General features: G+C 27.7%; 16 protein-coding genes. 3 read left to right on the top strand and 13 right to left on the bottom strand.

From position 1 onward, the window contains the following. Positions 1-131 precede the first annotated feature (131 nt). The 5 genes from V2E24_RS02290 to proS form a co-directional block, all read right to left on the bottom strand. Positions 132-356, bottom strand: a complete 225-nt coding sequence (locus V2E24_RS02290) for an acyl carrier protein (RefSeq protein ID WP_330500810.1) — start codon at positions 354-356, stop codon at positions 132-134. A gap of 7 nt (positions 357-363) precedes the next feature. Further along, positions 364-765: an MHO_1590 family protein gene (locus V2E24_RS02285; RefSeq protein ID WP_330500809.1), complete on the bottom strand. Its 402-nt coding sequence runs from the start codon at positions 763-765 to the stop codon at positions 364-366. Next, the gene (locus V2E24_RS02280) at positions 740-1,861 is read right to left on the bottom strand and encodes a hypothetical protein (protein WP_330500808.1); all 1,122 of its coding nucleotides are present in this window, start codon (positions 1,859-1,861) and stop codon (positions 740-742) included. Before V2E24_RS02280 ends, V2E24_RS02285 begins: the two co-directional genes overlap by 26 nt. Continuing rightward, the gene (locus tag V2E24_RS02275) at positions 1,830-2,201 is read right to left on the bottom strand and encodes an MG284/MPN403 family protein (protein WP_330500807.1); all 372 of its coding nucleotides are present in this window, start codon (positions 2,199-2,201) and stop codon (positions 1,830-1,832) included. Before V2E24_RS02275 ends, V2E24_RS02280 begins: the two co-directional genes overlap by 32 nt. A 118-nt stretch (positions 2,202-2,319) precedes the next feature. Further along, positions 2,320-3,756 (bottom strand): proline--tRNA ligase, encoded by a 1,437-nt coding sequence (proS, locus tag V2E24_RS02270; RefSeq protein ID WP_330500806.1) that lies wholly within the window; start codon positions 3,754-3,756, stop codon positions 2,320-2,322. Between the two features lie 122 nt (positions 3,757-3,878). Here proS and V2E24_RS02265 point away from each other — a divergent pair, with 122 nt between their 5' ends. Then, on the top strand, positions 3,879-4,826 hold the full coding sequence (locus tag V2E24_RS02265; RefSeq protein WP_330500805.1) for a hypothetical protein: 948 nt from the start codon (positions 3,879-3,881) through the stop codon (positions 4,824-4,826). 303 nt (positions 4,827-5,129) lie between these two features. Here the strand turns inward: V2E24_RS02265 and fusA are convergent, their stop codons facing one another. From fusA to V2E24_RS02225, 8 genes are all read right to left on the bottom strand, one after another. After that, positions 5,130-7,220: an elongation factor G gene (gene fusA / locus V2E24_RS02260; protein WP_330500804.1), complete on the bottom strand. Its 2,091-nt coding sequence runs from the start codon at positions 7,218-7,220 to the stop codon at positions 5,130-5,132. A 22-nt stretch (positions 7,221-7,242) separates the two neighbouring features. Then, positions 7,243-7,713 (bottom strand): 30S ribosomal protein S7, encoded by a 471-nt coding sequence (gene rpsG / locus V2E24_RS02255; RefSeq protein WP_330500803.1) that lies wholly within the window; start codon positions 7,711-7,713, stop codon positions 7,243-7,245. 62 nt (positions 7,714-7,775) lie between these two features. Further along, positions 7,776-8,192 (bottom strand): 30S ribosomal protein S12, encoded by a 417-nt coding sequence (gene rpsL / locus V2E24_RS02250; protein WP_330500802.1) that lies wholly within the window; start codon positions 8,190-8,192, stop codon positions 7,776-7,778. Positions 8,193-8,407: 215 nt separating this feature from the next. After that, positions 8,408-11,353, bottom strand: a complete 2,946-nt coding sequence (locus tag V2E24_RS02245) for an AAA family ATPase (protein ID WP_330500801.1) — start codon at positions 11,351-11,353, stop codon at positions 8,408-8,410. Positions 11,354-11,374: 21 nt separating this feature from the next. Continuing rightward, positions 11,375-12,058 (bottom strand): ribonuclease III, encoded by a 684-nt coding sequence (gene rnc / locus V2E24_RS02240; RefSeq protein WP_330500800.1) that lies wholly within the window; start codon positions 12,056-12,058, stop codon positions 11,375-11,377. Continuing rightward, positions 12,045-13,043 (bottom strand): phosphate acyltransferase PlsX, encoded by a 999-nt coding sequence (plsX, locus tag V2E24_RS02235; protein WP_330500799.1) that lies wholly within the window; start codon positions 13,041-13,043, stop codon positions 12,045-12,047. Before plsX ends, rnc begins: the two co-directional genes overlap by 14 nt. Positions 13,044-13,065: 22 nt before the next feature. Continuing rightward, positions 13,066-14,712 (bottom strand): DAK2 domain-containing protein, encoded by a 1,647-nt coding sequence (locus tag V2E24_RS02230; RefSeq protein ID WP_330500798.1) that lies wholly within the window; start codon positions 14,710-14,712, stop codon positions 13,066-13,068. Beyond that, positions 14,705-15,028: a hypothetical protein gene (locus tag V2E24_RS02225; protein ID WP_330500797.1), complete on the bottom strand. Its 324-nt coding sequence runs from the start codon at positions 15,026-15,028 to the stop codon at positions 14,705-14,707. The genes V2E24_RS02230 and V2E24_RS02225 overlap by 8 nt, the downstream gene beginning before the upstream one ends. A gap of 114 nt (positions 15,029-15,142) precedes the next feature. On the opposite strand from V2E24_RS02225, the gene recO reads away from it, so the two are divergent. Further along, positions 15,143-15,859 carry a DNA repair protein RecO gene (gene recO / locus V2E24_RS02220; RefSeq protein WP_330500796.1) on the top strand — a complete coding sequence of 239 codons (717 nt, stop codon included), beginning with the start codon at positions 15,143-15,145 and terminating at the stop codon, positions 15,857-15,859. A 181-nt stretch (positions 15,860-16,040) separates the two neighbouring features. Continuing rightward, positions 16,041-24,377 carry a coiled-coil domain-containing protein gene (locus V2E24_RS02215; protein ID WP_330500795.1) on the top strand — a complete coding sequence of 2,779 codons (8,337 nt, stop codon included), beginning with the start codon at positions 16,041-16,043 and terminating at the stop codon, positions 24,375-24,377. The last annotated feature ends 5 nt before the right edge of the window (positions 24,378-24,382 follow it).

Genomic DNA, 24,382 nt, shown 5'->3' with positions numbered 1-24,382 from the left:
TCCTTATTCTTGTTATAATTATACCACTTTTTTAGCAGTTAAACACTTTAATTGCTAAATTTTTAAGGATTAGAAAAACAGCTAAAATAGCTGTTTTATAGCGCTAAATATTAACTTTTGTTTTTTGTTAATTAATTTTTTATATATTTTTCAAAAAGTTCTACAACATTTTTAACAGTTTTTATGTCGTTAAATTCTTCATCTGGAATTTCAACATTAAACTTCTCTTCTGCTTCGATAACTAATTCTGCTAAATCAAAAGAATCTAACTTAAGTGAGCTTAAAGTATCATCTAAAGAAACTTTTTTCTTAGACATAGTTTCTAAACTTTTAATTATTACTTCTTGTATATTCATGGTTAAATTATAATGAATTAATAGAAATTTCGAAACTTTTTAACTCAGAGACATTTTCGTTTGTGTATTTCATATCAATAGTTATAAAATCAGGTTGATACTGATATGAAAACTCAATTTGACCTCCGCTTGCATTTATTCTTCTAATGATATCTTGTATTAGTGCCGATATGATATTCTCGTCAATTTCTTGGGTATTAAAATCATTGTTTTTTAAAAAATCTTGAAAATATCTTTCATCAACACTTGGGAATACACTTTTATTTTCTGTTAGTAATTGTGTTTCAGTTTTTGGGGGTGAATCGCTTTTTTGTCGCTTTTGATACATTTGCGTGTAGAGAAAATATAATCCACCTGCAGCAAGAGCACTTAAAAAGACAACACTAAAAATCATCAATATTTTCTTCATCTTTTTTGATGTACTTTTCAAAGGTTAAAATATCTAAATTTTCAGCTAATAAAAGGTCCTTAAAATCAGCAAATTTAATCAAATAATCATACTTATTTAATTTTTTAGGGTTTGTTAGTGTTTTTATTTTTATATTAAATTTTTTAAAATTTTCTCGGTGTTTTTTAACTAATAAGTTAAAAGTTATGGGTATTTTTTTGTTATCCAATATTAAGTTTAGAATCAAGGTTTTTTTGGTGTTAATAATATTTTTAAATTTGATCACATTGTTAATCACATCAAATTCTTTACCATTATAATCATTCGCTTTAATTTTGATTAATCTATGCAGACTCTTTAAATTATTTTTAATTAAACCAACATTGTTTTGATCAATTTCGCTAGCATAAACAAATTTTAAAGGGACATTTTTTTGAGAATCTTGCAAGATTAATTCATTATTGGTTGTTTGAGGAAAACCAAAATCGTAACGATTTTTTGGACTTAAATATTCAAATGTTTTTTTGGTTATCGAATAACCAAAAATTTCAGAAGTTTTTAATTGGTTAATATTTCTTAAATTTATGTTTATTTTGTAATATTGTGTGTTCAATTTAAATGATTCTTTAGTAAATCAAAAATCATAGCTTGCTGGGTATTTTAATTCCACAAAAGTGTTATCTGTTTGAATTTGTGGCGGGTCATTTATTAAATCTGACTTATATATAGTGGTTTTAGAAAACACATCATCGTAGTTAAATAAAGTTAATTCAATAGAATTTAAATGTTCAAAATCCAAATTTAAAACATCTTTATCTAATGCAAAAAATCCTTTGGATATTTTAGTGTGCTCAAAAATTATTTGGTCATTAATTTTGAGTGTCGCCTTAGGCCACAAAAGAGGAACATCTAAATTAAAATCAACATAAAAAGCTAAAATAACTTTATTGTCATCGTGATTTTTGATGAGTTGAATTTTTATGTCTTTAGAGCGTATTCACTCGCTTTTTTTATTAGAGTTATCAAAGTTTTGGTTTTTTATTTTAAACCGATATGGATTAAACTTGTAAACATGGTCTTCAAGATTATATACACGATTGAGGGAATTGACCAACAAAATATAAGTTTATAAATTCGTTTATCGCTTCTTTTTTTAATTTAAAAAAAGTGCTTCTAGAAAAATAATCTTGATACCAATTTTTACGGTTTTGATTTTTTTTAATAAAAATGTTTTGTAAGATTCATGAATGTTTTGAATCTAATTGAGACATGACTTTATCAAGCATCTCTTTATTTGTTGCAAAATGTTCTGTATATTTGCACATTTCAGCAGATAATCCAATGCTCAATGTTTTTTGAAAATCCATAATGTTATTAAGCCTATTTTGATTGTTATAGATCTTAAAAATTTCTTTAATCATTTTACATTTTAGCGCATATGTTTTATCTGTACTCATTATCCTCCCACTTTAATTCTATTTCATTATTTGCTTATAAACAAGAGCTTAATAAAAAATTAAGCGATTGTATCGCTTAATTTTCAAAAAATATTTTAAAAAAAATAATCTTTTTTAATTAGTAAGATTTAGCAAAAATTACGTATCTGTTTGTTTCGTTTCTACATTCGTCCACAATACATTTAGCACGTTTAGGTGGTTTGTTTAGTTTAGAAGGGATACATCTAGTTGTAGCCCCTGTTTCTGCTTTAATTTTTTCTTCAGCATAATCTAAACAACAAAATGGAGTTATAACAAATTTACCATTAGCTATCTCTTTTTTGAATTCTTCGTAATCTTCGACTCAAACAGTATTTTTTTCTAGTCTTTCATTTGCTTGGTTATATAAATTGTCATGAATATCATCAAGAAGTTTTTTAATTAATTTAACAGCTTCAGTATATTTAACACTAATTTTTTCAAGTGTATCTCTTCTTACAAGAGTTACCAAATCATTTTCAAGATCTCTAGGACCAATTTCGATTCTTAATGGAACACCTTGAATTTCACTGTTTGAAGCTTTAAATCCTGGTGTTTTGTCACTATTATCCACTCTAAATCTGAATTTTTTAGAAATATTTTTTTGAATATATTCGCTAACTTCCTTAACTTTTGGAGATTTATCAGCAAACAGCTCTAAAATATCGACCTGAACAGGTGCCACACGAGGTGGAATAATAATTCCTCTATTGTCTCCGTGAGTCATAATGATTGCACCTATTAATCTTGTTGATACACCTCATGATGTTTGGTAAACATATGTTTGTTCATTATTTGAATCTTTAAATGTTATTTCGTAAGGACGAGAAAAGTTTTGCGCTAGATAGTGACTGGTTCCCGCTTGTAAAGCTCTACCATCTTTCATCATCGCTTCGATTGTGTATGTTGAACATGCTCCAGCAAATTTTTCATAAGGTGTTTTTTTACCTACAACAACAGGTATAGCTAAATATTTTTTTAGAAACTTAGCATATGTTCTAATCATTTCTTTTGTTAATTTTCTAGCTTCTGTTGCTTCTGCGTGACAAGTATGCCCTTCTTGTCATAAAAATTCTCTACTTCTTAAAAAAGGATTTGTTGTTTTTTCTCATCTTACAACGTTTGCCCATTGGTTGTAAATGATTGGTAAGTCCTTGTAAGAAACTATTGATTTTTTAAATAAATCAGCAAATAAAACTTCAGAAGTAGGTCTAATAAATAATTTTTCAGAAAGATCTCTATTACCTACTCTTGTTACTGTTGCTAATTCTGGATTAAAACCGTTAACATGTTCCTTTTCGATATTGAATAATGATTCAGGAATTAATAATGGTAAATAAACGTTTTGAATACCTTTAGTTTGGAAAATTTCATTTAAATTTTTTTGAATATTTTCTCAAATTCCATATGAATTTGGTTTAAAAATTAATGTTCCTTTTGCTGGTCCATAACCAATTAAATTACCTTGTTTAACTACGTCTGTATATCACTTTGCAAAATCTTGTTCTAATGGTGTAATTTTATCTAATACTTTCATGTTTGAAATTATACAACATTGTTAAAAAATGTGAAAAATATGGTAAATTCTCATTAAAATTGCAATAAAGTCTAAAAAATAAGGTGTTAAACTATATTACCAAAGTGTGATATAATAAGCACATGAAATGATTAAATAAAAAAACACTTTTATTTAGTGCATGTTTAAGTCCTTTAGTTTTGTCTTCTGTGGCCTTAAGTTGCACTAAAACTACACAAAGCTCACAAGACAACACAAAAGAGAGTGCATTAGTAGTAAATACTAATAAACAGTTAAAAGAAAAATTAAATGAATTAAAAACTAAATTTTTAGACTTTTCGGTTTATCAATCACAAAATAAAAATGCCAACACATATGGTGTAACATATGCTTTAGAATATTTCTGAGGAACCAATATAAATGGTTCAACTACAGCAAAAGAAAGTTTACACGGTTTATATCAACAGCTAAATGCAAATTTAAATGATCAAGAAAAGAGCCAAATTTCACTATTTAATAAAACTATTTTTAATAATCTCTTAAGCGTTTATAAGCACAACATTGAAATTTTAAAAGATTGAAATTATGATTCTTTAAAGGATTTTAGTGATTTAATTTATACTGATAAACCGGTTTTTAACGAACAGTGACAAGAGCAAATTAACAAGCTAAACGCTGATTTAGATAAATTAGTTTTTAATCTACAAGAATATAACAAAGAAAAAAGTGAATTCAATGAAGAAGAACATGATCATGATCACGATCATGAGCACGAAGATAATAATATAATTTCTGACGAAAAAGGTCATCAACACGCACTATTTAATATTTTTGGAGATTTTTACAATGTTAATAATTTATTTGCCAAAAATTTCCAAAATGCCTATGAAACAACTTTAAAAGTTTTTGAAACATTTGAAAACAAAGATCAAAAAATTGAGATACTACAAAATATTTTTAAATATTTTAACACTTATAATTCCGAATATAACGCAAAAATAGAAATGTTAATTGTTGAAGAATTAAATCCATTATTAAAACAGATAAAAGATTTAATTCAAACAATAAAAAAAGATAAAAATATTAACTAATTAAATATTAAAAAGCTTATTTTAGCATTTTATTAGTTTCCAAGTTGTTATGTAATTTTAAAAAATCTTTATAAATTTAAAATCAAAGTACCTTCTATTGTTCAGGGCTTTGATTTTTTAATTAACTTTTTTGTTTATCCAGAGAATTTTGCATAATCTTTAACTATGATGATTAGGCATTACATAACAACTTGGAAACTTTCTAAATTGACAAAATATAAACTAATAACATATTAAAACAGCGACTTTGGCTATTTTCTAATAATTAAAAAATGACTCATTTAATGAGCCATTTTTAAATTATTAATCTTCGTCTTTTGATTGAATGTTTCTACGTTTAATGATTTCGTCAGCAATGTTTTTAGGTGTTTTTTCGTAGTGATCAAATTGCATTTGATATGTTCCACGACCACTTGTCATACTACGTAAATCTGTTGAGTAACCGAACATTTCAGATAAAGGAACAGCAGCTCTAACGATTGTAGCTCCGTCGTTTCTTTGTTCTTGATCATTTACAAGACCTCTACGACGTGATAAGTCACCAATAACATCTCCGATGTAATCACTAGGTACAACAACAGCAACGTCCATAATAGGTTCTAATAAAACAGTTCCAATTGCATCTTTAGCTTTTGTTAAAGCTTTAGAAGCGGCTATTTTGTAAGCCATTTCAGAAGAATCGACGTCGTGGTATGATCCATCAAATAATGTAGCTTTAACGTCAATCATTGGGTAACCTGCTAAAATACCAGCAGCCATTTTTTCTTCAAGACCTTTTTGAATTGGTTTGATGTATTCTTTAGGAATTTTTCCACCAACAATTTTATCAACGAATTCAAATCCACCATCTGGGTTAGGTTCAAATTTAATTCATACGTGTCCGTATTGCCCTTTTCCTCCAGATTGTTTAATGTGTTTTCCTTCCACTTCAGCTTCTTTTGTGATTGTTTCACGGTATGAAACTTGTGGAGCTCCAACTTTAGCTTGAACACCAAATTCACGTTTTAAACGATCAACAATAATGTCTAAGTGTAATTCACCCATTCCGGCAATAATTGTTTGACCTGTTTCTTCATCTGTGTAAGTTCTAAATGTAGGATCCTCAGCAGCTAATTTTTGTAACCCTAATGATAATTTTTCAGTTGCTGCTTTTGATTCTGGTTCTAAAGCTTGAGAAATAACTGGTTCTGGGAAAACCATTTTTTCTAAAACGATTTTTGGTGATTTTTCAGAAATTAATGTATCTCCTGTTGTTGTTGATTTTAATCCAACAGCAGCAGCAATATCACCAGCACGACACTCATCAATTTCCACACGGTTGTTTGCGTGCATTTGTAAAATACGTCCGATACGTTCTTTTTGGTCTTTAGTTGAGTTATATACATAACTACCTTTTTCTAAAATACCACGGTAAACACGGAAGAATGTTAATGTTCCAACATAAGGGTCAGTCATAACTTTAAATGCTAAAGCAGCAAAGTCCCCTTCATCTGTTGCACAAACATCAACAACTTCATCACCTAAGTGAGCTTTAATTGGTGGAATATCTAAAGGTGATGGTAAGTAGTCGATAACAGCATCGATCATCTTTTTAACACCTTTATTTTTAAATGATGTTCCACAAACTACTGGGAAGAATTGTGAAGTTAATGTTGCTTTACGGATAGCTTCTTTAAACATTTCTATTGAAACTTCTTCACCATCTAATAATAACATCATTAATTCTTCATCAAAGTTTGCGACAGCTTCTAATAATTCTTGACGTTTGATTTCAACAACGTCAACTAAATCAGCAGGAATTTCTACTTCGAATTCTTCTTCTGCTGCTTCACCATTATATGTGTAAGCTTTTCTTGTAACTAAATCTACTAATCCTTTGAAATCAGATTCTTGTCCGATAGGTCATTGGATAGCAACTGCATTTCCACCTAAACGTGTTTTAACAGATTCAACTGATTTAGCAAAGTCAGCTCCAGCTTTATCCATTTTGTTAACGTAAACAATACGTGGAACTTTATAGTTTGTTGCTTGTCTTCAAACTGTTTCAGTTTGAGGCTCAACTCCTGATTGAGCATCTAAAACTGCCACAGCACCATCTAAAACACGAAGTGAACGTTCAACTTCAACTGTAAAGTCAACGTGTCCTGGTGTATCGATAATGTTAATTCTGAAACCTTTTCAGAAAGCTGTTGTAGCAGCTGATGTAATTGTGATTCCACGTTCTTGTTCTTGAGCCATTCAGTCCATTTGACTAGCTCCATCGTGTGTTTCACCAATTTTGTGAATTTTTCCTGTGTGGAATAAAATTCTTTCTGTAGTTGTTGTTTTTCCTGCATCAATGTGGGCCATAATACCAATGTTACGGTATTGTTTTAATTCAAATTCTCTAGCCATAATTATTTATAAATAGATAAGATTATCATCTAAAGTGAGCGAAGGCACGGTTAGCTTCAGCCATTTTGTGTGTGTCTTCACGTTTTTTGATAGCTCCACCAGTTTTGTTTGATGCATCGATAATTTCGTTAGCTAAACGAACGTCCATTGTTTTTTCGTTTCTTAAACGTGAGTATTGAACTAATCATCTTAATGATAAAGTTTGTTTTCTACGTGGAGAAACTTCAGTAGGAACTTGGTAGTTTGTTCCCCCGATTCTTCTTGTTCTGATTTCTAATTGAGGTGTGATGTTTTCAACAGCTTGTAAGAAAACTTCCATTGGGTCTTTTTCAGTTTTTTGTTTAACGATTTCAAAAGCTGAATAAAGAATATCTTGGGCAACAGATTTTTTACCATCAAGCATAATTTGGTTGATTAATTTTGTAACTAATACTGAGTTAAAAACTGGATCAGCAAGTACTTCTCTTATAGGCGCACTTTTCTTTCTTGACATAAATGTCTCCTTTCATTTTTTTTAATTTGACTTTATTTAATTATTTTTAAAATAAATTGCTATTAAGCAGCTTTAGGTTTTTTTGCTCCGTATAAGCTACGACCTTGTTTACGGTTGTTAACTCCAGCAGCATCTTGTGTTCCACGAACGATGTGGTATCTAACCCCAGGTAAGTCTTTAACACGACCTCCACGAATTAAAACAACAGAGTGTTCTTGTAAGTTGTGTTTTTCTCCAGGGATGTAAGCTGTAACTTCCATTCCGTTTGATAATTTAACACGAGCGTATTTACGTAACGCTGAGTTAGGTTTTTTAGGCTTCATTGTAGCAACACGAGTACATACTCCACGTTTGAATGGAGAAGCCATTTTTTTAGCTTTTTTAATTAATGAGTTGTAGCTTAAACTTAATGCAGGCGCATTTTGTTTTTTAATTTTTGAGCTACGTCCATTTGTAACTAACTGATTAATTGTTGGCATTTTTTCCTTTCCTTTCGTTTATTTTTGTTGGTGGCTCATTTATTATAAAATTAGCTTAATTATTATATAACAACTTTGCCGAGTGTATCGCATTTTATAATATTTTTTAACGCCTGTTTTATAGATATTTTAGTTATTTTAAGGCAAATAAAATAAATAAAAAAATATCAACTTAAAATATAAAGATGATATTTTTTGTAAAAATAAAATTGATATTATTGAGTGTTTTTAGAGTTTGAAATCATTTTTTTGGCTTCTTCAATATCTAAGCTAAAAAAGCTAGTTACACCTCTTTTTTGCATTGTAGCACCAAGAAGTTTATCCATTCTTGACATAGTTCCGTGTCTGTGAGTTATAACTAAAAATTGTGTTTTTGGCTTTAATTGTTGTAAATATTCTGCGTATCTAACAACATTAGCTTCATCTAAAGCTGCTTCCACTTCGTCTAAAACACATAAAGGAAGCGGTCTTGCTTTCAAAATACCAAACAATAAACTAATGGCAATTAAGCTTTTTTCTCCACCTGAAAATAATTTTAGGTTTTTAACTGTTTTACCTGGTGGTTGAGCTTGAATTCCAATTCCGCTATTTAAAATATCGTTTTTGTTTTCAAAATAAATTAAAGCACTTCCCCCACCAAACATACTTTGAAATACATTATTAAATTCAATATTAACATCGTGAACTATATTGCTTAAACGAGTAATAATTATTTTATCCATTTCGGCAATAGCGGATTCGATTGTATCTTTAGCTTCACTTAATTCATCACGATTTTCTTTTAAGAGATTATATCTTTGTTCTATTTCTTTAAGTTGCTCAATACTATCTAAATTAACATTTCCTAATTTGTCTATTTCGTTTCTTAAAGTTTCGACTTTTTCCTTAGCTAAAGAAACTTCGATATCTAATTTATAATTTTGCACAGCGTTATCAAGTGTTATTTTGTAGTGATTAAATAAACGTTGTTCATAATTAGAAATACTGATATTGTTTTTTTGGAATCTTAAAACATCATCGTTATATTCTTTATTTAAAGTGTTTAAAGAAGATTCTAGATTATTTTTTTGTAACTGTAAACTAGTTATATCCGCCACAGCTTGATCATACATTGATGTCTTGATATTAATTTGAGTTGACAATTCTCTATGTTCTGAATTCAATATTTCTAACTCTTCAAAACCATCATCAGCCTTTGCATCAATTTTTATTTCATCTGCACTAAGACTTTTAAGTTTTAATTCATTTTCAATATATTGGTTTTTTAAATCTTTGTTTCTTTGTGTTATTAAAGAACGCTCATTTTCTTTTGCGCTGATGTCTAAAAATAAACTTTGACGTTGTGTTTTACTTCTTTGAATTTCTGTATTTAACTGATTTAAGACTGCGTTTAATTGTGGTATTAAGGATTCGATTTCTTTGATTTCATTATCTAAATTAAGAATAGATGTGCCAGAATCATCATAATTTTGACCACCCTGTAAAATTCCACCGCTTCTTATTAAATCACCTTCCAAAGTCACAATTGTGTATCTGTTATCTAAAATCTTAGAAATAACATTTGCGTTTTTAATGTTGTCCACAACTAAAATATTACCTAAAAGATAGTCTTTTAAAATGTTAAATTGTGCGCTTGTTTTAACTAAATAATTAGCTGTATTAATAAAACCTTTTTGAGTTTGAACTGCTAAAAGATGATCTTCTCTAATTAATCTAGGACTAATATTTTCTAAAGGAATAAAAGTTGCTCTTCCATTATTATTTAATTTTAATCATTCAATCAATTCAACCGCTTGTGAACTTTTTTCTGTAACAACATTTTGCAGCGTTGCCCCTAAGATAACTTCGATAGATTTAGCATATTGTGAATCAACACTAATTAAATCCGCAACTATTCCTTTAACACCTTTGAAAAACGAAATATTCTTTAAAATGGCTTTTGGGCCTTTATTTAAGTTAGATTTTTCGTTTTTTTGCTTAAGCAAATATGATAATTTAGCCTCAATTTGAATTCTTTTGTTATTGTATTGATTCAAATTATTTTCGCTTTTATTTATTTGTTGATTTAAGGTATTTGTAGCTGAATTGAGTTCTTCTATTTTCTCATTAATTTTACTTATTTGGTTATCATTAAAGTTAATTTGGAATTTTAATTCTTCTAATTTATTTTTAAAAGCAGATAATTGTTCAGAAATATCGACTTTAATTTCTCCAGATAAAATTAAATCTTGTTTATTTTTAATTTTTGCTTGAATTATCTTTAAATCATTAATTCTTTGTTCAACACCTTTTAATTTACCAGCAGATCTAGAAATGAATTTTTCTAATTCGCTTCTGTAGTTTATTTTTTCATTTATTTGGTGTTCTAATGTTTTTATACGTGTAAAATAGTCATTTTTAGTTTCTTCAACTTCAGATATTTTTGTTTCTAATGTAGAAAATTCACTTTTAAGCGCTGTTAATTCGTGCGCTATTAACGCCACTTCAATTTGTTTTAAAACTTCTGACTTTTGTAAATATAATTTTGCTTTTTCAGCTTGTTTTCTTAATGGCAACACTTGCTTTTCAAGTTCAACGACTTTTGTATCTAAAATATTTAAATTTTCTGATACTTTTTCTAATTTACGCTCTGATTCTATTTTTTTGAATTTGTATTTAGAAACTCCTGCCGCTTCCTCAAAAATAGCCTTTCTTTCTAAGTCGCTAGACTCAGCAATTTCGCTAACTGTACCTTGGGAAATGATAGCTAAACTAGATTTACCAATACCTGTTTCCATCGCCAAAGCTTTAATTTCTTTCATTCTTGAAGGTAAGCCATTTATATAATAAGAACTTCCCTTATCTCTAGTTACTTCACGGGTTATCGAAACATAATCCTCATCATAACTAGACAATTTTTCACGATTATCAAAAGTTAATGTTACTGAAGCTTTATTCATTTCGGGTGTTGTTTTACTTCCGGCAAAAATAACGTCATTTACGTTATCACCCCTTAATTCTTTATAACTTTGTTCTCCTAAAACTCACTTGATGGCGTCATTTATGTTACTTTTACCTGAACCATTTGGTCCAATAATTCCAGCAACACCACCATCAAATTTTAAAGTAATAGGATCAGCAAAAGATTTAAAACCGTGAGCTTCCACTTTAATTAATTTCATTATTCTCCTAAAATTAAAAAACTAAATATTTAATTTTTTTAGCGCATCAATAGCTGCGTTAGTTTCGGCTTGTTTTTTAGTTTTACCTTTTCCTTGACCATAAATTTTCTTTTCGTGTATCGCTTTTGCGCTAAAGGTATTTTCATCAACAAAAGTAACTTCATAAGTAATATTTTGACGACTGAAAGTTTGAAAATATTCTTGTAGTTGTGATTTGGGATCTTTGTTGTTTTTGTTGTGAATATGATCAATTAAATCAAAAACAGTGTGACTAAAAAAATCTCTAACTGCATCAATGCCTAAATCCAAATAAATAGCACCACTTATAGCCTCAAACAAATCAGCCTGTACTTTAGGTGATTTTTTAGCATCGCTAGCAATTTGACCACTTTTAGCTTTCATCAAAAGCGGTAGTCCAAGGCTTTGAGATAAATCACTTAAGGTTTCTGTTCTTACTGCGTTGCTTCTTAAATAAGTCATTCTTCCTTGATCTAAGTTTGAATATTTTTTGTATATGTATTCACTTGAAAGAAACTGCAGAATTGAATCTCCTAAAAATTCTACACGCTCGTAAGTGTTAGATGTTTTTTTGTTTGCGCTCATTGATGTGTGAGTTAAAGCCATAATGTAATATTCAATATTTTTGTATTTTATTGAATTGTAATGAAAAAATTCTTGTAAATTTTTAGCTCTAGTTAATTTCATTGCTTGCCTCATTTACTTTAGTCATAATATCTTTTTCTAAAGCTAACTTAATTTGATTTAAAGCACCTAAAAAAGATAGGTAATCACTTGAACCGTGTGCCTTCATAGCTAAACCATTTACACCTATAACATAGGCACTTCCGACATTTCTATAGTCTAAAGTTTCCGAAACATCTCTAAAAGCACCCTTAATAAATAAATAACCTATTTTTCTTATTAATTTGGCAGAAATCTTTTCTTTAATGATATCCTTAAAGCTTAAAATCGCTCCTTCTATAGATTTTAAAAGGATATTACCGCCATAACCATCAATTATTGCTACATCACAAATATATCTTAATAAATCACGAGGTTCAACAAAACCTATATAGTTAATGTTTGGTAATTCTTTGAATTCTAAGTTTGCCTCTTTTGTTACTTCGTTCCCTTTATATTCTTCAGTACCTATATTAACTAAAGCAATTTTAGGTTGATCAATGTTTAAAATGATTTTGGCGTATTCATTTGATATTAAAGCTCATTCTTTTAAAAATTCTTTTTTAACTTCTAAATTTGCCCCAACATCTAATAATAAAAACTTTTTGCCCTTAATCGTAGGGAAAATAGGCATAAAAGCTGGACGCGAAACATTATCCAATCTTTTTAAAACAAAATTACACAAAGCTAAATAACTAGCGCTATCTCCACTACTTAAAACAGCGTCAGCCTCTTTATTTTTGACCATTGTTATTGCACTTTTCATTGAAGAATCCACTTTAATGGCTGCTTTTATATTTTCATCACTTTTAACTGTATTAGGATTATTTAAAATCATAATTTGACTAATTTGTTCTTCGGGTAAATATTTTTTGATTTCTTGTTCATCACCCACAAGTGTTATTTTAAAATTCTTATTCTTTTGTAAAAAATAAATAGCTGCTTTGACAGCAGCTTTTACCCCATTATCATTCCCGTTTACATCAAATGCTAAATGATATTGTTTCATTATCTCTCCGTTCACTATCAAATTATTCAACACCGATTAAAAAGTGATAGTTTGGTTGATTTCCGTTAAAAATTTCTACTTCGATATCGTAATTATTTTGCACTCAGCTTAAAATTTCATTTGCGTCTGTTTCGCTTGCTGAATCACCATAATAAAGTGATAACAATTCTTTTGATGGATTGTCATCTAAAATAATTGAAATAACTTCTTTAGTCGCATCAATAAAGGTTTTTTGTGAAGTAACAATTTTATTGTTTAATATTCCGATGAATTCATCTTTTTTAATATCTACATTATTAATTTTAGTTGTTCTAACAGCTTGAGTAATTTCTGCGCTGATTACGTCTAAAATAGCTTCGTTCATAATTTCTGCATTTTCTTCAGCGCTTGTTTCTTTATTAAAGTTTAAAATTGCATTTAAACCTTGAATCTGTGTTTTGGTTGGAATAATAATTACATTTTTGTCAGTAATAACTTGTGCAGCTTGTTGCGACACTAATAAGATGTTAGAGTTATTAGGTAATATAAAAACTGTTTCTGCATTAACATTATTAATTGCTGTTATTAAGTCTTGCGCACTAGGATTTTGTGTCTGACCACTTTCGACGATGTAATCGCACTCAAATTCTTTCATTCTTTCAATAATACCACTACCTAAATTACATGAAATTATTCCGCAAGGATTTTTCTTTTCATTTTCATTTTTTTGTGATTTTAGCTCTTGGGCCGCCGCTTTTGAATTGTTCGCCTGAAGTGTCATGTTTTCAGACTTAATCTTCATAAATTCACCAAATTTTTGTGCAAAATTTAAAAAGGTCCCTGGTTTAATTGTGTGCCCGTGAACTTTTAAAATATTTTTGTCTTGCACTATAACTAAGCTAGTTGCTAATTTTTCAGCACCTAATTGAAATTTATTCTGATTAAATTTTTCTGGAGTTGATAAATCAACTATAAACTCTGTACAATAACCAAATTCACCTTCAAAAACTTCATCTTGAGCAACGAATTTATCAATTGAAGCTAAATTATCATTTGAGATCGCAATTGGTTTATCTTCAAAATAACTTAAAATACCTTCAAAGATTAAAAATAATCCTTCACCTCCACTATCTGTAACACCTACTTCTCTAAGTGTTTTAAGTTTATTAGGTGTGTTATCACAACTTATACGAGCAAATTCGACTACTTTTTGAAAGAATTGCTTAGCATCTACGGTAGAATTACTTTTTAAAAATTTATTAATTTCTTCACTTGTTTCTCTAATAACAGTTAAAATTGTTCCTTCAATAGGATTTAAAACTGCGCTATAGGCTTTTTTAGACGCTTCATAAAAACACTGTCCCAAATCAGAAACATTTAATTTATCTTTTTGGTTTACTCCATTGGCAAAACCTCTAAAGATTTGACTTAAAATAACTCCTGAATTTCCTCTAGCACCAAAAAGCATATTTCTTGCGACGTTGTCACAAACAAAATCAACGTTTTTTTCTTGATTTGAACTTAAAAAATCAATTGCCGCCTCAATAGTTGAGGCCATATTAGTTCCTGTATCTCCATCAGGAACAGGAAAAACGTTTAAAGCATCGATACGGTTTTTTTGATTTATTAAATTGTTAGCACCCGAAATTAATGCCTTCGATCAAATAATTCCATCAATTTCCCTATTCATAAATTACTCCCTTGATGTAAACGCTTAAACTAAAATGTTTAACATTAATTTTCTTAAGGTTAAACATTAAGTATTTATGAATATCATTAATTAAATTTTTAGCATTTACTCCATGTATGATTGAAATAGTGCACTTTAAAGAGAATCCATTATTATCTCGTTCAACGATTAATGCATCTAACATTTGTTGGTCTGTATTAACTTCAACAGATGATTCTTTTTCTGAATAATCCACAAAACAAGGATGCACCTTGGCAACACCAGGGGCCATTGTTAAAGAAGATAAAAAAATTTTTTTGATATCCATTAAGTCCATACCAAAACCTCTACACTATTTTAAAATGATTTATTATAATTAATAAAATACAATATATTAAAATGAATAATATTTATTATTTTACACGATTTTTGTCATTTTTTAGGAGCAATTGTGTCTCAAAATTCCACAATTTTAACACAAGCGATTTTACTTGATGTTTTCGAATATAAGCAAAATGAATTTATCGTCTCTTTTTTAGATAAAAAGGGAGTTTTTTCACTTTTTGCTCAAGGTTTAAACAAAAACGACTCTAAGAACAAATATAACTGCATTATAGGTTCATTAGTAAATGTAGAGTATTTTAAATATCAAGGAAAATTAACGAATTTAAGTGGAAAAATGAAAAAAGTTAAGGCTTTAAACTTCTTCGAAACTGACACAATTGAACAAAAAAAACATTTAATAAATTTACAAAATATTCTTAAAAAATTTTCTTGAGAAAATGACTTAATTGACATTTATGATAAGCTTATCAAAGTATGAAACGCCGAAAAATTTGACTACATTTACACAATTATTTTGCTGGAATTTTTGAAAAAATCCGGTTTTAATTTAAACATTAATTCGTGTGTTTTTTGTAATTCTCACTTTGTTTGTTCATTTAGTTTTGAAGCTGGAGGATTCGTTTGCAAAGAACATCTAAGTAAAATTTCCGCCTTTAAAAATAACAATATTTACTTTGAATGTTTTTGAAATTATCTTAATGGACATATATATTATGTTAATAATACAGATGATTCTAAAAACATTATTTTTTTAAAAAGATTATTTATTTTTTACAAAAATAATGGATTTTATATTAGTTTTCCTTATAAAATACTTACCTAAAGCGCACATAAAAGTGCGTTTTTTTATCCTATTTTACAGATATATTGCGTTTTTGGAATTTTACGAATTATGAAAAAACAGCTTTTCAATTTCTTTTTAATATTAAAACAAGTTGTATCATTTACACATGTATTTATTTATATAGTAATTAATATTAATTACTTATAAAAAAGGAGGAAAAATGGATAGAAAAACTAAAAAAATAGCAGCAATTGGAATTGTTAGTACATCAATTCTAGCTGCCGGTTTAGGAACTTTTATTACTTTCTTAAACACAAATACTACTAAAAAAGTATCTATTCCTGATAATACAATTTACGAAAAATTAAATTTATCAAATCAAAAATTAAGTGAAATTTCTGAAAAAATAAATGATATAGATCAACAATTTAAGCAAGAAGCATTTAATTTAAATCAATATGCTCAAAGCATTTTACAAACACAAAATGATGTGCAAAATGCTTATGAATTAGACAGAAATATTAATTTTTTAATTTCAAAAATATCACTTTTAGATAAATTAAAAAGTTCGGATTCACAAAAGCAAGAAGAAATTCAACGGTTTTTAGATCAAATTAAAGACCCCGAATATATCTTGCAGGCAAAAGAATTATCTAAAAATTCAAGAGTAAATCTTGCTAATAATCCTACATTTGAGAATCTACAAAAATTTATCGCCGATATTCAACCTGTTTTAGATAAATCTAATGATTTATATTCAAACATTTATACAAAAATTTGAAACATTAAACAATCAATATCTAAAAATTTAAGTATTTATTCTAAAAGTGGATATTCTTTAGATGCTTTGGCCATAGTTAATAATATGTACGAATCACTCGAAAAATCAACAACTATATCTAGGGACAACTTAGATGTTTTTGATTCTGTGCTTAATAAATTATTAAATAATTTATCTTCTGAAATTGAACAAAACATCTATAAACAAAACCAAAAAGTTAAAGATCAAATAATTTTAAGCTTAGAGAAAATAAAAAAAGTTGTTGAAAATATACCTGTAGCTAAGGATAATTCAGATGTATCTTTTGCTATTAAGACCATTAACAATTTAACAAATGAAGTTAATGCAACAAACAATTTAGAAAAATTGAATATTTTAAAAGATTATGTTTTATTAGTAACTAATGACTTTGCTTTAATCAATGAACCTATTAGTAAATTTGAAGAAAAGTTTAATACCAAGATAAGTGAAATTCAAAATTTAAAAGTTGATGATACTTTGAAAAATAAAGTTAATGAATTTTTAAATAACGTTAAATTTGAAGATTTTAAAAACGATCCTTTAAATTCGTTGCTTTTAGTTTCTAATTTACAAACCAATTTAATTTATGCTAATAATTTTGTTCAACAACTAAATAACTCATTAGAACAAAACTTCATTTCCAAAAATGAATTAGATGAATTTAAAAATAAATTAAACGAGATTGATTTATCTTTTGATTTAAGCTATATCCAAAAAGTGGAAAAATTAGAAAACGATTTTCAAACATTATTAAAATTTGCAAAACAAATATTAACTGCTTTAGATATTTTAAAAATGCAGCTAAGCGATCATAAATCTGATTTTTCAAGTGATTTCACAAATCAATACAAAAAAATACTTGAACAAATTAATGCCAATAATTCAAACTCTTATTCTGAATTATTAGTATTGATGAAGCAATCATCAAATGAATTTATCGCGGTATTAAAACAAGAATTAGCAAAAGATATTCAAGTGGCTCAACAATTTATTGATAATCCTAAAACACAAAAAAATACTAAAGGTTTTTTAACTTTATTAAACGAGTCTTCAAAAAAATATTTAGTAGATTTTTATGATCCTACTAGAGTTGAATTACTTGATAAAGTTAAACAATATAATTTTGCTTTAGCTCAAGCTAAATCAGATATTCAAAAAAATCTATTTTTCGAAAAATCAGATTCAATAATAAATAAAATAAATGAATTGTTTTCTGATGTTGATGAAAATACTAAAAACAACATTACTCAAAAAGTTAAAAATCTCGAAGCAGTTTTTAAAGCTGTGGCCGAAGATCCTCAAATAAATTATTCACAAAAAGAAAATAAATTTGATGAATTAAACTCTAAATTAGACACTATTGATTCTAATCTTGAATCTTTAGCTAATTTAGCTAAAACAGTAAAAGATGCTAAAGATTTTTTAAATACTTTTGATAATGATCCTGAGTCTTCTAATGTGTTTTCAGATGCTATAAATACTATAGAAAATTTAATTAATCAAGCTAATAATCAATTAAACAATCCTGATATTAACAATAATATTGATTCTACAAATCAAAATTTAAGTGAGTTGGTTCAAGAAACCAAAAAAGAAAAAGCTAAATATGACGCTTCAAATATTTATAGAATAGCAACAAGAAATAATATTTGAAATTTTGCTAACTTACTAGAAGGTAATAAAACTTCAAACGTTTTACAAGATGTTATCCAAAAACAACTTGATGATTTAAATTATATTGTCGAAAACTATAAATTAGATAATCAAACCAGAGATGAGGCCAAGGCTAAAATGGAAATTATTAATGATCAAATTCCTTTTTTAGCTAATTTAGAAAGTAATCGGCAAATTTTGACCCAAACATTAAATAATGTTTTAGCTCAAAAGTACGGAGATTTTACTCCTGAAAAAGAAATAAACAACGCAAGCGCACTTTTAGAAGAAACTTTAAATTGATATTCTTCTATTAACGCAAATAACTTTCCAACAAACGAAAAAATTAGTGAATTAGAAGCTAAATTAGTTGATGCCAAGGAAAAATTAGAATACGCAAATTATGTAGCTCTTTTAAATCTAGAACAACAAAAGTATAATAATTTTTCACTAGATAATTTCCCTAATTCTTCTCCTTATAAAGATACTAAAGATGCTTACGAAAATTTAAATAATCTAAAAGAAGAACTTTTAAGTGCTAACCCAAAATCAACAATTGAGCAAATAAAGGATTTAATTCAAAAATTTACTAAAGAAATCCCTTTAGCACAACAAATTAAAAACAATTTAGAAAAACTTCAACAAATAGAAGGTACTGCTGATTCTGATAACGCTTATGAGAAACTTAAAGATGTTATTTTAAATAATTTGATAGATCCAAGCGATAGTGTTGGCCAAATCCAAAATAAAATAACAAATTTAGCAAAAGAATTAAGTAATACTGATTTAAGAATAGAAGATCAAAAATTATTAAACATTCTTGAGCAAGTCTTTAGTACACAAGATCAACAAAAAGCTATTTTTGAAGATATATTAGATAAAAATAACGAAAAAATAAATGAATTCAAAGAAACTTTAGCAAAAGATGATAACAGCGTGTCGTCTCTTTTAGTTTTAAAATCTGAAATTTTAGAACAAATAAAGAACGCCAAAAATCAAAAAGATTCTGTTCAACAACTTTTTGATAATACAAAAGAAAAAATTGAAAGTTCATTTGAAAAACTTTATAAACAAGCTACTTTATCTGAAATTGAGCCTACCCCTAATTTAGATAAATTAAGTGAACAATACAACAACATTTCTGATTTAAATTCAACAAATCAAAAAGATCTTGAGGATATTTTATTTAATATTTCGCTAGCATATAAAAAAGATTTATTTGATAATGAAGCACAAAAAGCAAAACAATCATCTCAAAATAACTTACAAATACAGCCGTTAGACTTATCTAGTGAATTAAACGACAATATTCAAAAAGTAATTGAAGATATAACAGCCAAAACTAACCAAACCGACAGTGTTATAGATGTTAACGAATATGTAAACGAAGTGATTCAATTAAATAAATTAGCTCAAAAACAAAGACAGATGCTTGAAAGAATTAATACATATTCAGATGATCTTATTATTGTTGAAAAACTCACAAATGCCCTAAAAGAAAATAAACCTACTAATGAAAGTAACTCTTCTGACATAGAACAACTTTCTAAGAATCTTGATCAAGTTTGAAAAGATGTTAGTGACCTACAAAAATATAAAGATCAAGAAATGAAAGTAATTCAAAGATATTTAGATAGTATCGACGATACCTTTTCTAACTCTCCACAAGCTGCAGAAGAAATTAAGGCAGAAGTAGAAAAATTAAAAGACAAATTAAATAACGCTGATTCCAAAAATAAAGTTGATGAAATAGATTTAGAATTACAATCAATTATTAACAACGAATCACAAATAAAGGCACTTATCAATCAAATTAATGAAGCTAACGCAGGAATTGAAAGAGTCGAAACTTCTACAACCCCTGTAAGTGAAGCACAGCAAAATATTATCGACGAAATAAACAAAAAAATAAATGAGGCTAGTCAATTATTTACAAACACTGACTACAACACAATAGTTTCTAAAAAAGATGAAATTCAAAGTTTACTTGATAAATTAGAAACAGTTACTAGAGTAGACGCTATTTTAGAAAATGTTTTAGATAATTTAAGGCCTATTAACTACATTTTAGGAAATGGTGGTTTAATTCCACAAGAGCATAAGCAAAGATTTATTGATTTTGTTGAAAAACAAAGATTAATTTTACAAGGTAAAAATCCTAGTGATTTACAACAACCTAAAATTATTCCAACTAACGAATCATTAATTCTTGTGCAACTTTTACTCGAAAGATCTAAAACACTAATAGCAAGTCAAATGACAAGCTTACAAAAAATTGAAGAAATTCAAGCTCAAACTATATCTGATTCAGATATTTTAGAAAATGGTGAACCTGTATCATTTAATTTTGAAGCTGACGCTAAAAATTTAGCCGATATTGTAATGCTTTCGGTGCCAAATGTCGATTCAACATCTGAAGAAATTCTAAGTTTAAGTGAGAAATTACACGAAGATTTTCAAAAACAATTGTTAATTTACACAACAAGAAAAGATGATATTAATAAATGAATTCAAATTTATAAAGAAGTAGACACTGACTTATCGCAAGAAAATAACAATTCTGACGAAAATTCAAAATATTATCTTTTATCTCAAAACTACAAAAAATACTTTGCTCTTCAAAAGAATTTAATAACTGACTCTAACTATTCTATAAATCTAGATCCACAAAATATGTACTTTTTTGACGATTCTACAAATGTCTTAGAAAAATTGAATAAGGCTTTAAATAACGTAATTGTTGCTAAAAATTCTATAGATACACAAAAACAATTAGCTGACATTATTAGTGTCGCTAAACAAAAAAATCAAGAATACGCACAAATGATTCAAACAGCTAAATCCGAAGATAATGATCGAAGAAATATATATGTAGAAAATGATCAATTTGAAAGTCAAAATAACACATTAAATAGCATTATTGAAAACGCGCAAAAATACTTGTTAATAAATTCATCTGAAAATGTGGATTCGGACACTTTAAGTTCTTTAGCTCAAATCATTGAACAAACTAACTTAACACAAGTGTCAATAAATAAAACTAATTTGTTTTATCAATGAGCACTAGAACGTCAAAAAATCATAAAAATAAGTTTAGATAATGATTATCAAAATACCAACATTTTCGAAAATTCTGTTATAAGTGGGACTGCTTACTTGAGTGAAAACGAAAAAAATCAATTGCTTGCGATATTGGATCAAGCAATTGAAAATTTAGTCGACTCAAATCAATCTATTGAACAAAATCTTAATAAATTTATAACTTCAAATGGTGTATTTAGCGTCAAAACTACAATTAACAGAAGTTTAGAGTTGCATAACGCGATTACAAAAGCTAAAACATGAATACCTGATCAAAATTATCTTGATACAGAAGATGAAGAAGTTAGAGAATTATTTAACAAGCTAAAAGAATTTACACAAACTGCAATTGATGATAACACCTCAATAGACTTAACTACAAACTTAAAAATCGATAATACTAAATTAACAGATATTTACAACATCAATGTAACAATACAAAACATTATCGATGATAAATTTAAGCAAGTAAGTAAAACATTAGCTGACGCAATTCTTCTAAAACAATATATTGACACTAATTACCCTGAATCAAAATACCCACAAGGCTCTACACCTGTTGTGGAGAATTTCCAAAAACTTGCTATTGATAACATTAGACTAGATTCATTAAATTCTCTTGAAGCTGTTAAAAATATTCAAAATAGCTTATCTGTGGCTAAACAAAAAATCAAAGAACAAAAAACTAGTTTAATTAAATGAGAAACTAGAAAGTTAATTTACGCTTTTAATAAATTAAAACCTTATGCACTTTATTACCAAAACAGCAACAACACAATTGAAAACGCCAAATTTAACGAAATAAAAAGAATAACTGGTGTTAGCGACGAAACCATTGCCAAAAATAATGAATTAATAGCAAATTCAGAAATAAGCGATGCAATAAACAACCTTGATAACATATCTGAAGAAACATTGCAAAGTTACCAAACTTACATTGCTACAACATTAAAAAACAATGCAAATAATTTATTATTAGCTTACAAATCGCTAATAGATCAAACTCAACCAAGGTTGCAAAACTTAAAATTCCAACTTAATGACTTTAAAGATTCCTTAACTTCTAACGACAATAGTTCAAGCTTAATTTATTTAATTAACAAAATGCCTGAGAATTCTGTTATAAAAAGCAATATCGATTCTTTTGTTAATACATTTAGTGATTTTACTCAAGAATTAAGCTTCCAAGAAAATGAAGAAAATATTAATTTTAACGACTCACAAGTTATTAATCAGTTAGAAACTCAAAACCAACAAGAAAAAGATAAATATGTTGAGTTTATAGATAAAGTTTATTTAAATATAAACAATTTGGTCGCTTTGGTTTACGGTAGCGAACAAGATGCTAATAATTCATTAAAACAAGTATCGACTCAATATATTACAAATCGTTCTGAATATCAAAAGCTTACAAAAACAGTTTCAAAAAGTACATCAAGCGATCCACAAGTTAACTTTGTTTTAAGAGATTTTATTGATGATTACCAAGTTTTAAACGAAAATAATAATCAATCAACTTCACAAGAAGGTCAAGCTGTGAAACAGCGCGCAAACCAAATGTTGGATGATGCTAAACAAAATTACAATATATATTCAATGTTGCAAAATTCTATTAGATTGTATAAATCAGCTGTAACAATGAAAGAATGAGTAACTAATCTATCAAACAGATTATTATTATTCAACTATCTTTACACAAAAACAACTGATCAAAATTTAAACGTTTACGAAAATGTAATCGCTTTAGATACAAGTCAAACAGAAAAATTCGTTGAAAAAGTTAATGCTCTTTCAGAAACATCTAAAACTCAATTTGTTAAAAATGATGTTCAATATGATCAAGTTTTATTAAACAATCAAAACGAAATTCTTGATCTATTTAAAACGTTTAGTATTTTAAAACAGCAAGATTCGCAACAATTATTTAATTTAGATAACGTTAAAGTTTACTTATATAAAAAAGCGACTGACTCTAAATATATTGAGACATTTTTCCAAACTGACACATCAATTAAAAAAGCAAAATTGAATTTAAGATTCGAATATATTAGACCAGGTGATATTGATCCAGTTTTTGCTGACGTAGAAAATTTCTCTCTTGAATTTCCTGATATTTTCGTAACATTTAAAACTAAAGATGAAGCAAAAATAACTAAAGAATTTTTTGAGTCTCAAGAAACAATGAAAACAAAAGTTATTTTTAATAACACCGATGCTGGATTTAACGCATTTACAACTATCCCTAATATGCTTGTTGCATACAATAAATACACATTTGGTCACTTAAACGCATTAAATCAAACTTACTTTATTGAAGATGTTTCTAAAAATATTGATGATCCTGATCAAGGATTTTCAACATCTAAAGAATTTAAAATTAAGCTTAAATTTAAAGATGATGCAGTGATAAACTTTGGCGGTCAAGCTTATATTCCAATTAGAGATTCTTCAAATAACCCTATAAATAAAATATATTGAATGCCAATGCAATCTTCTAGTGATGGGTTTTCAACATTAAATTACAAAATAATAATCAATCTTTTTGTGCCAATGCAAAAGCAAAATGTTTCTCCTACAAATGAGCAAGAGTGAAAAAACAGATACGCATTATTTAACTACCAATTAATCTTAAGTAACAGTGTTAATACAACTAAAATAAATGATCCTCAACCAATTGTTGTAAACAGCAATCGCGAAACTTATTCACAAGATGAACAAGGAATTGTTCTTCAAATAAGAGGGGTTAATACAGGAAATGAAACCTACGAAACCATCAAAAAACTTAAAGAGTTGCCACAAAACTCCAATAAAGAAGAGTGACAAATTTTTACAGAATGAGTAGCTACAGCCAGCACAGATCAAGCTGATAGATTTTTATGAACATGAGGAAGTCCATTAATGACTGATAGCCCTATAGCTAAAGATGTAAATTCTAATACATCAAGTGGAACTGTATATTATGACATTTCAAAACTAAAAGAACAAATAGAAGTGTTTGACATTAAATTTAAACTACACTAACAAGA

This window comes from Mycoplasmopsis ciconiae, from assembly GCF_036350065.1.
In the GTDB taxonomy this organism is placed as follows: Bacteria; Bacillota_I; Bacilli_A; order Mycoplasmatales; family Metamycoplasmataceae; genus Mycoplasmopsis; species Mycoplasmopsis ciconiae.
This window is presented reverse-complemented; position numbering and strand designations above follow the sequence as displayed.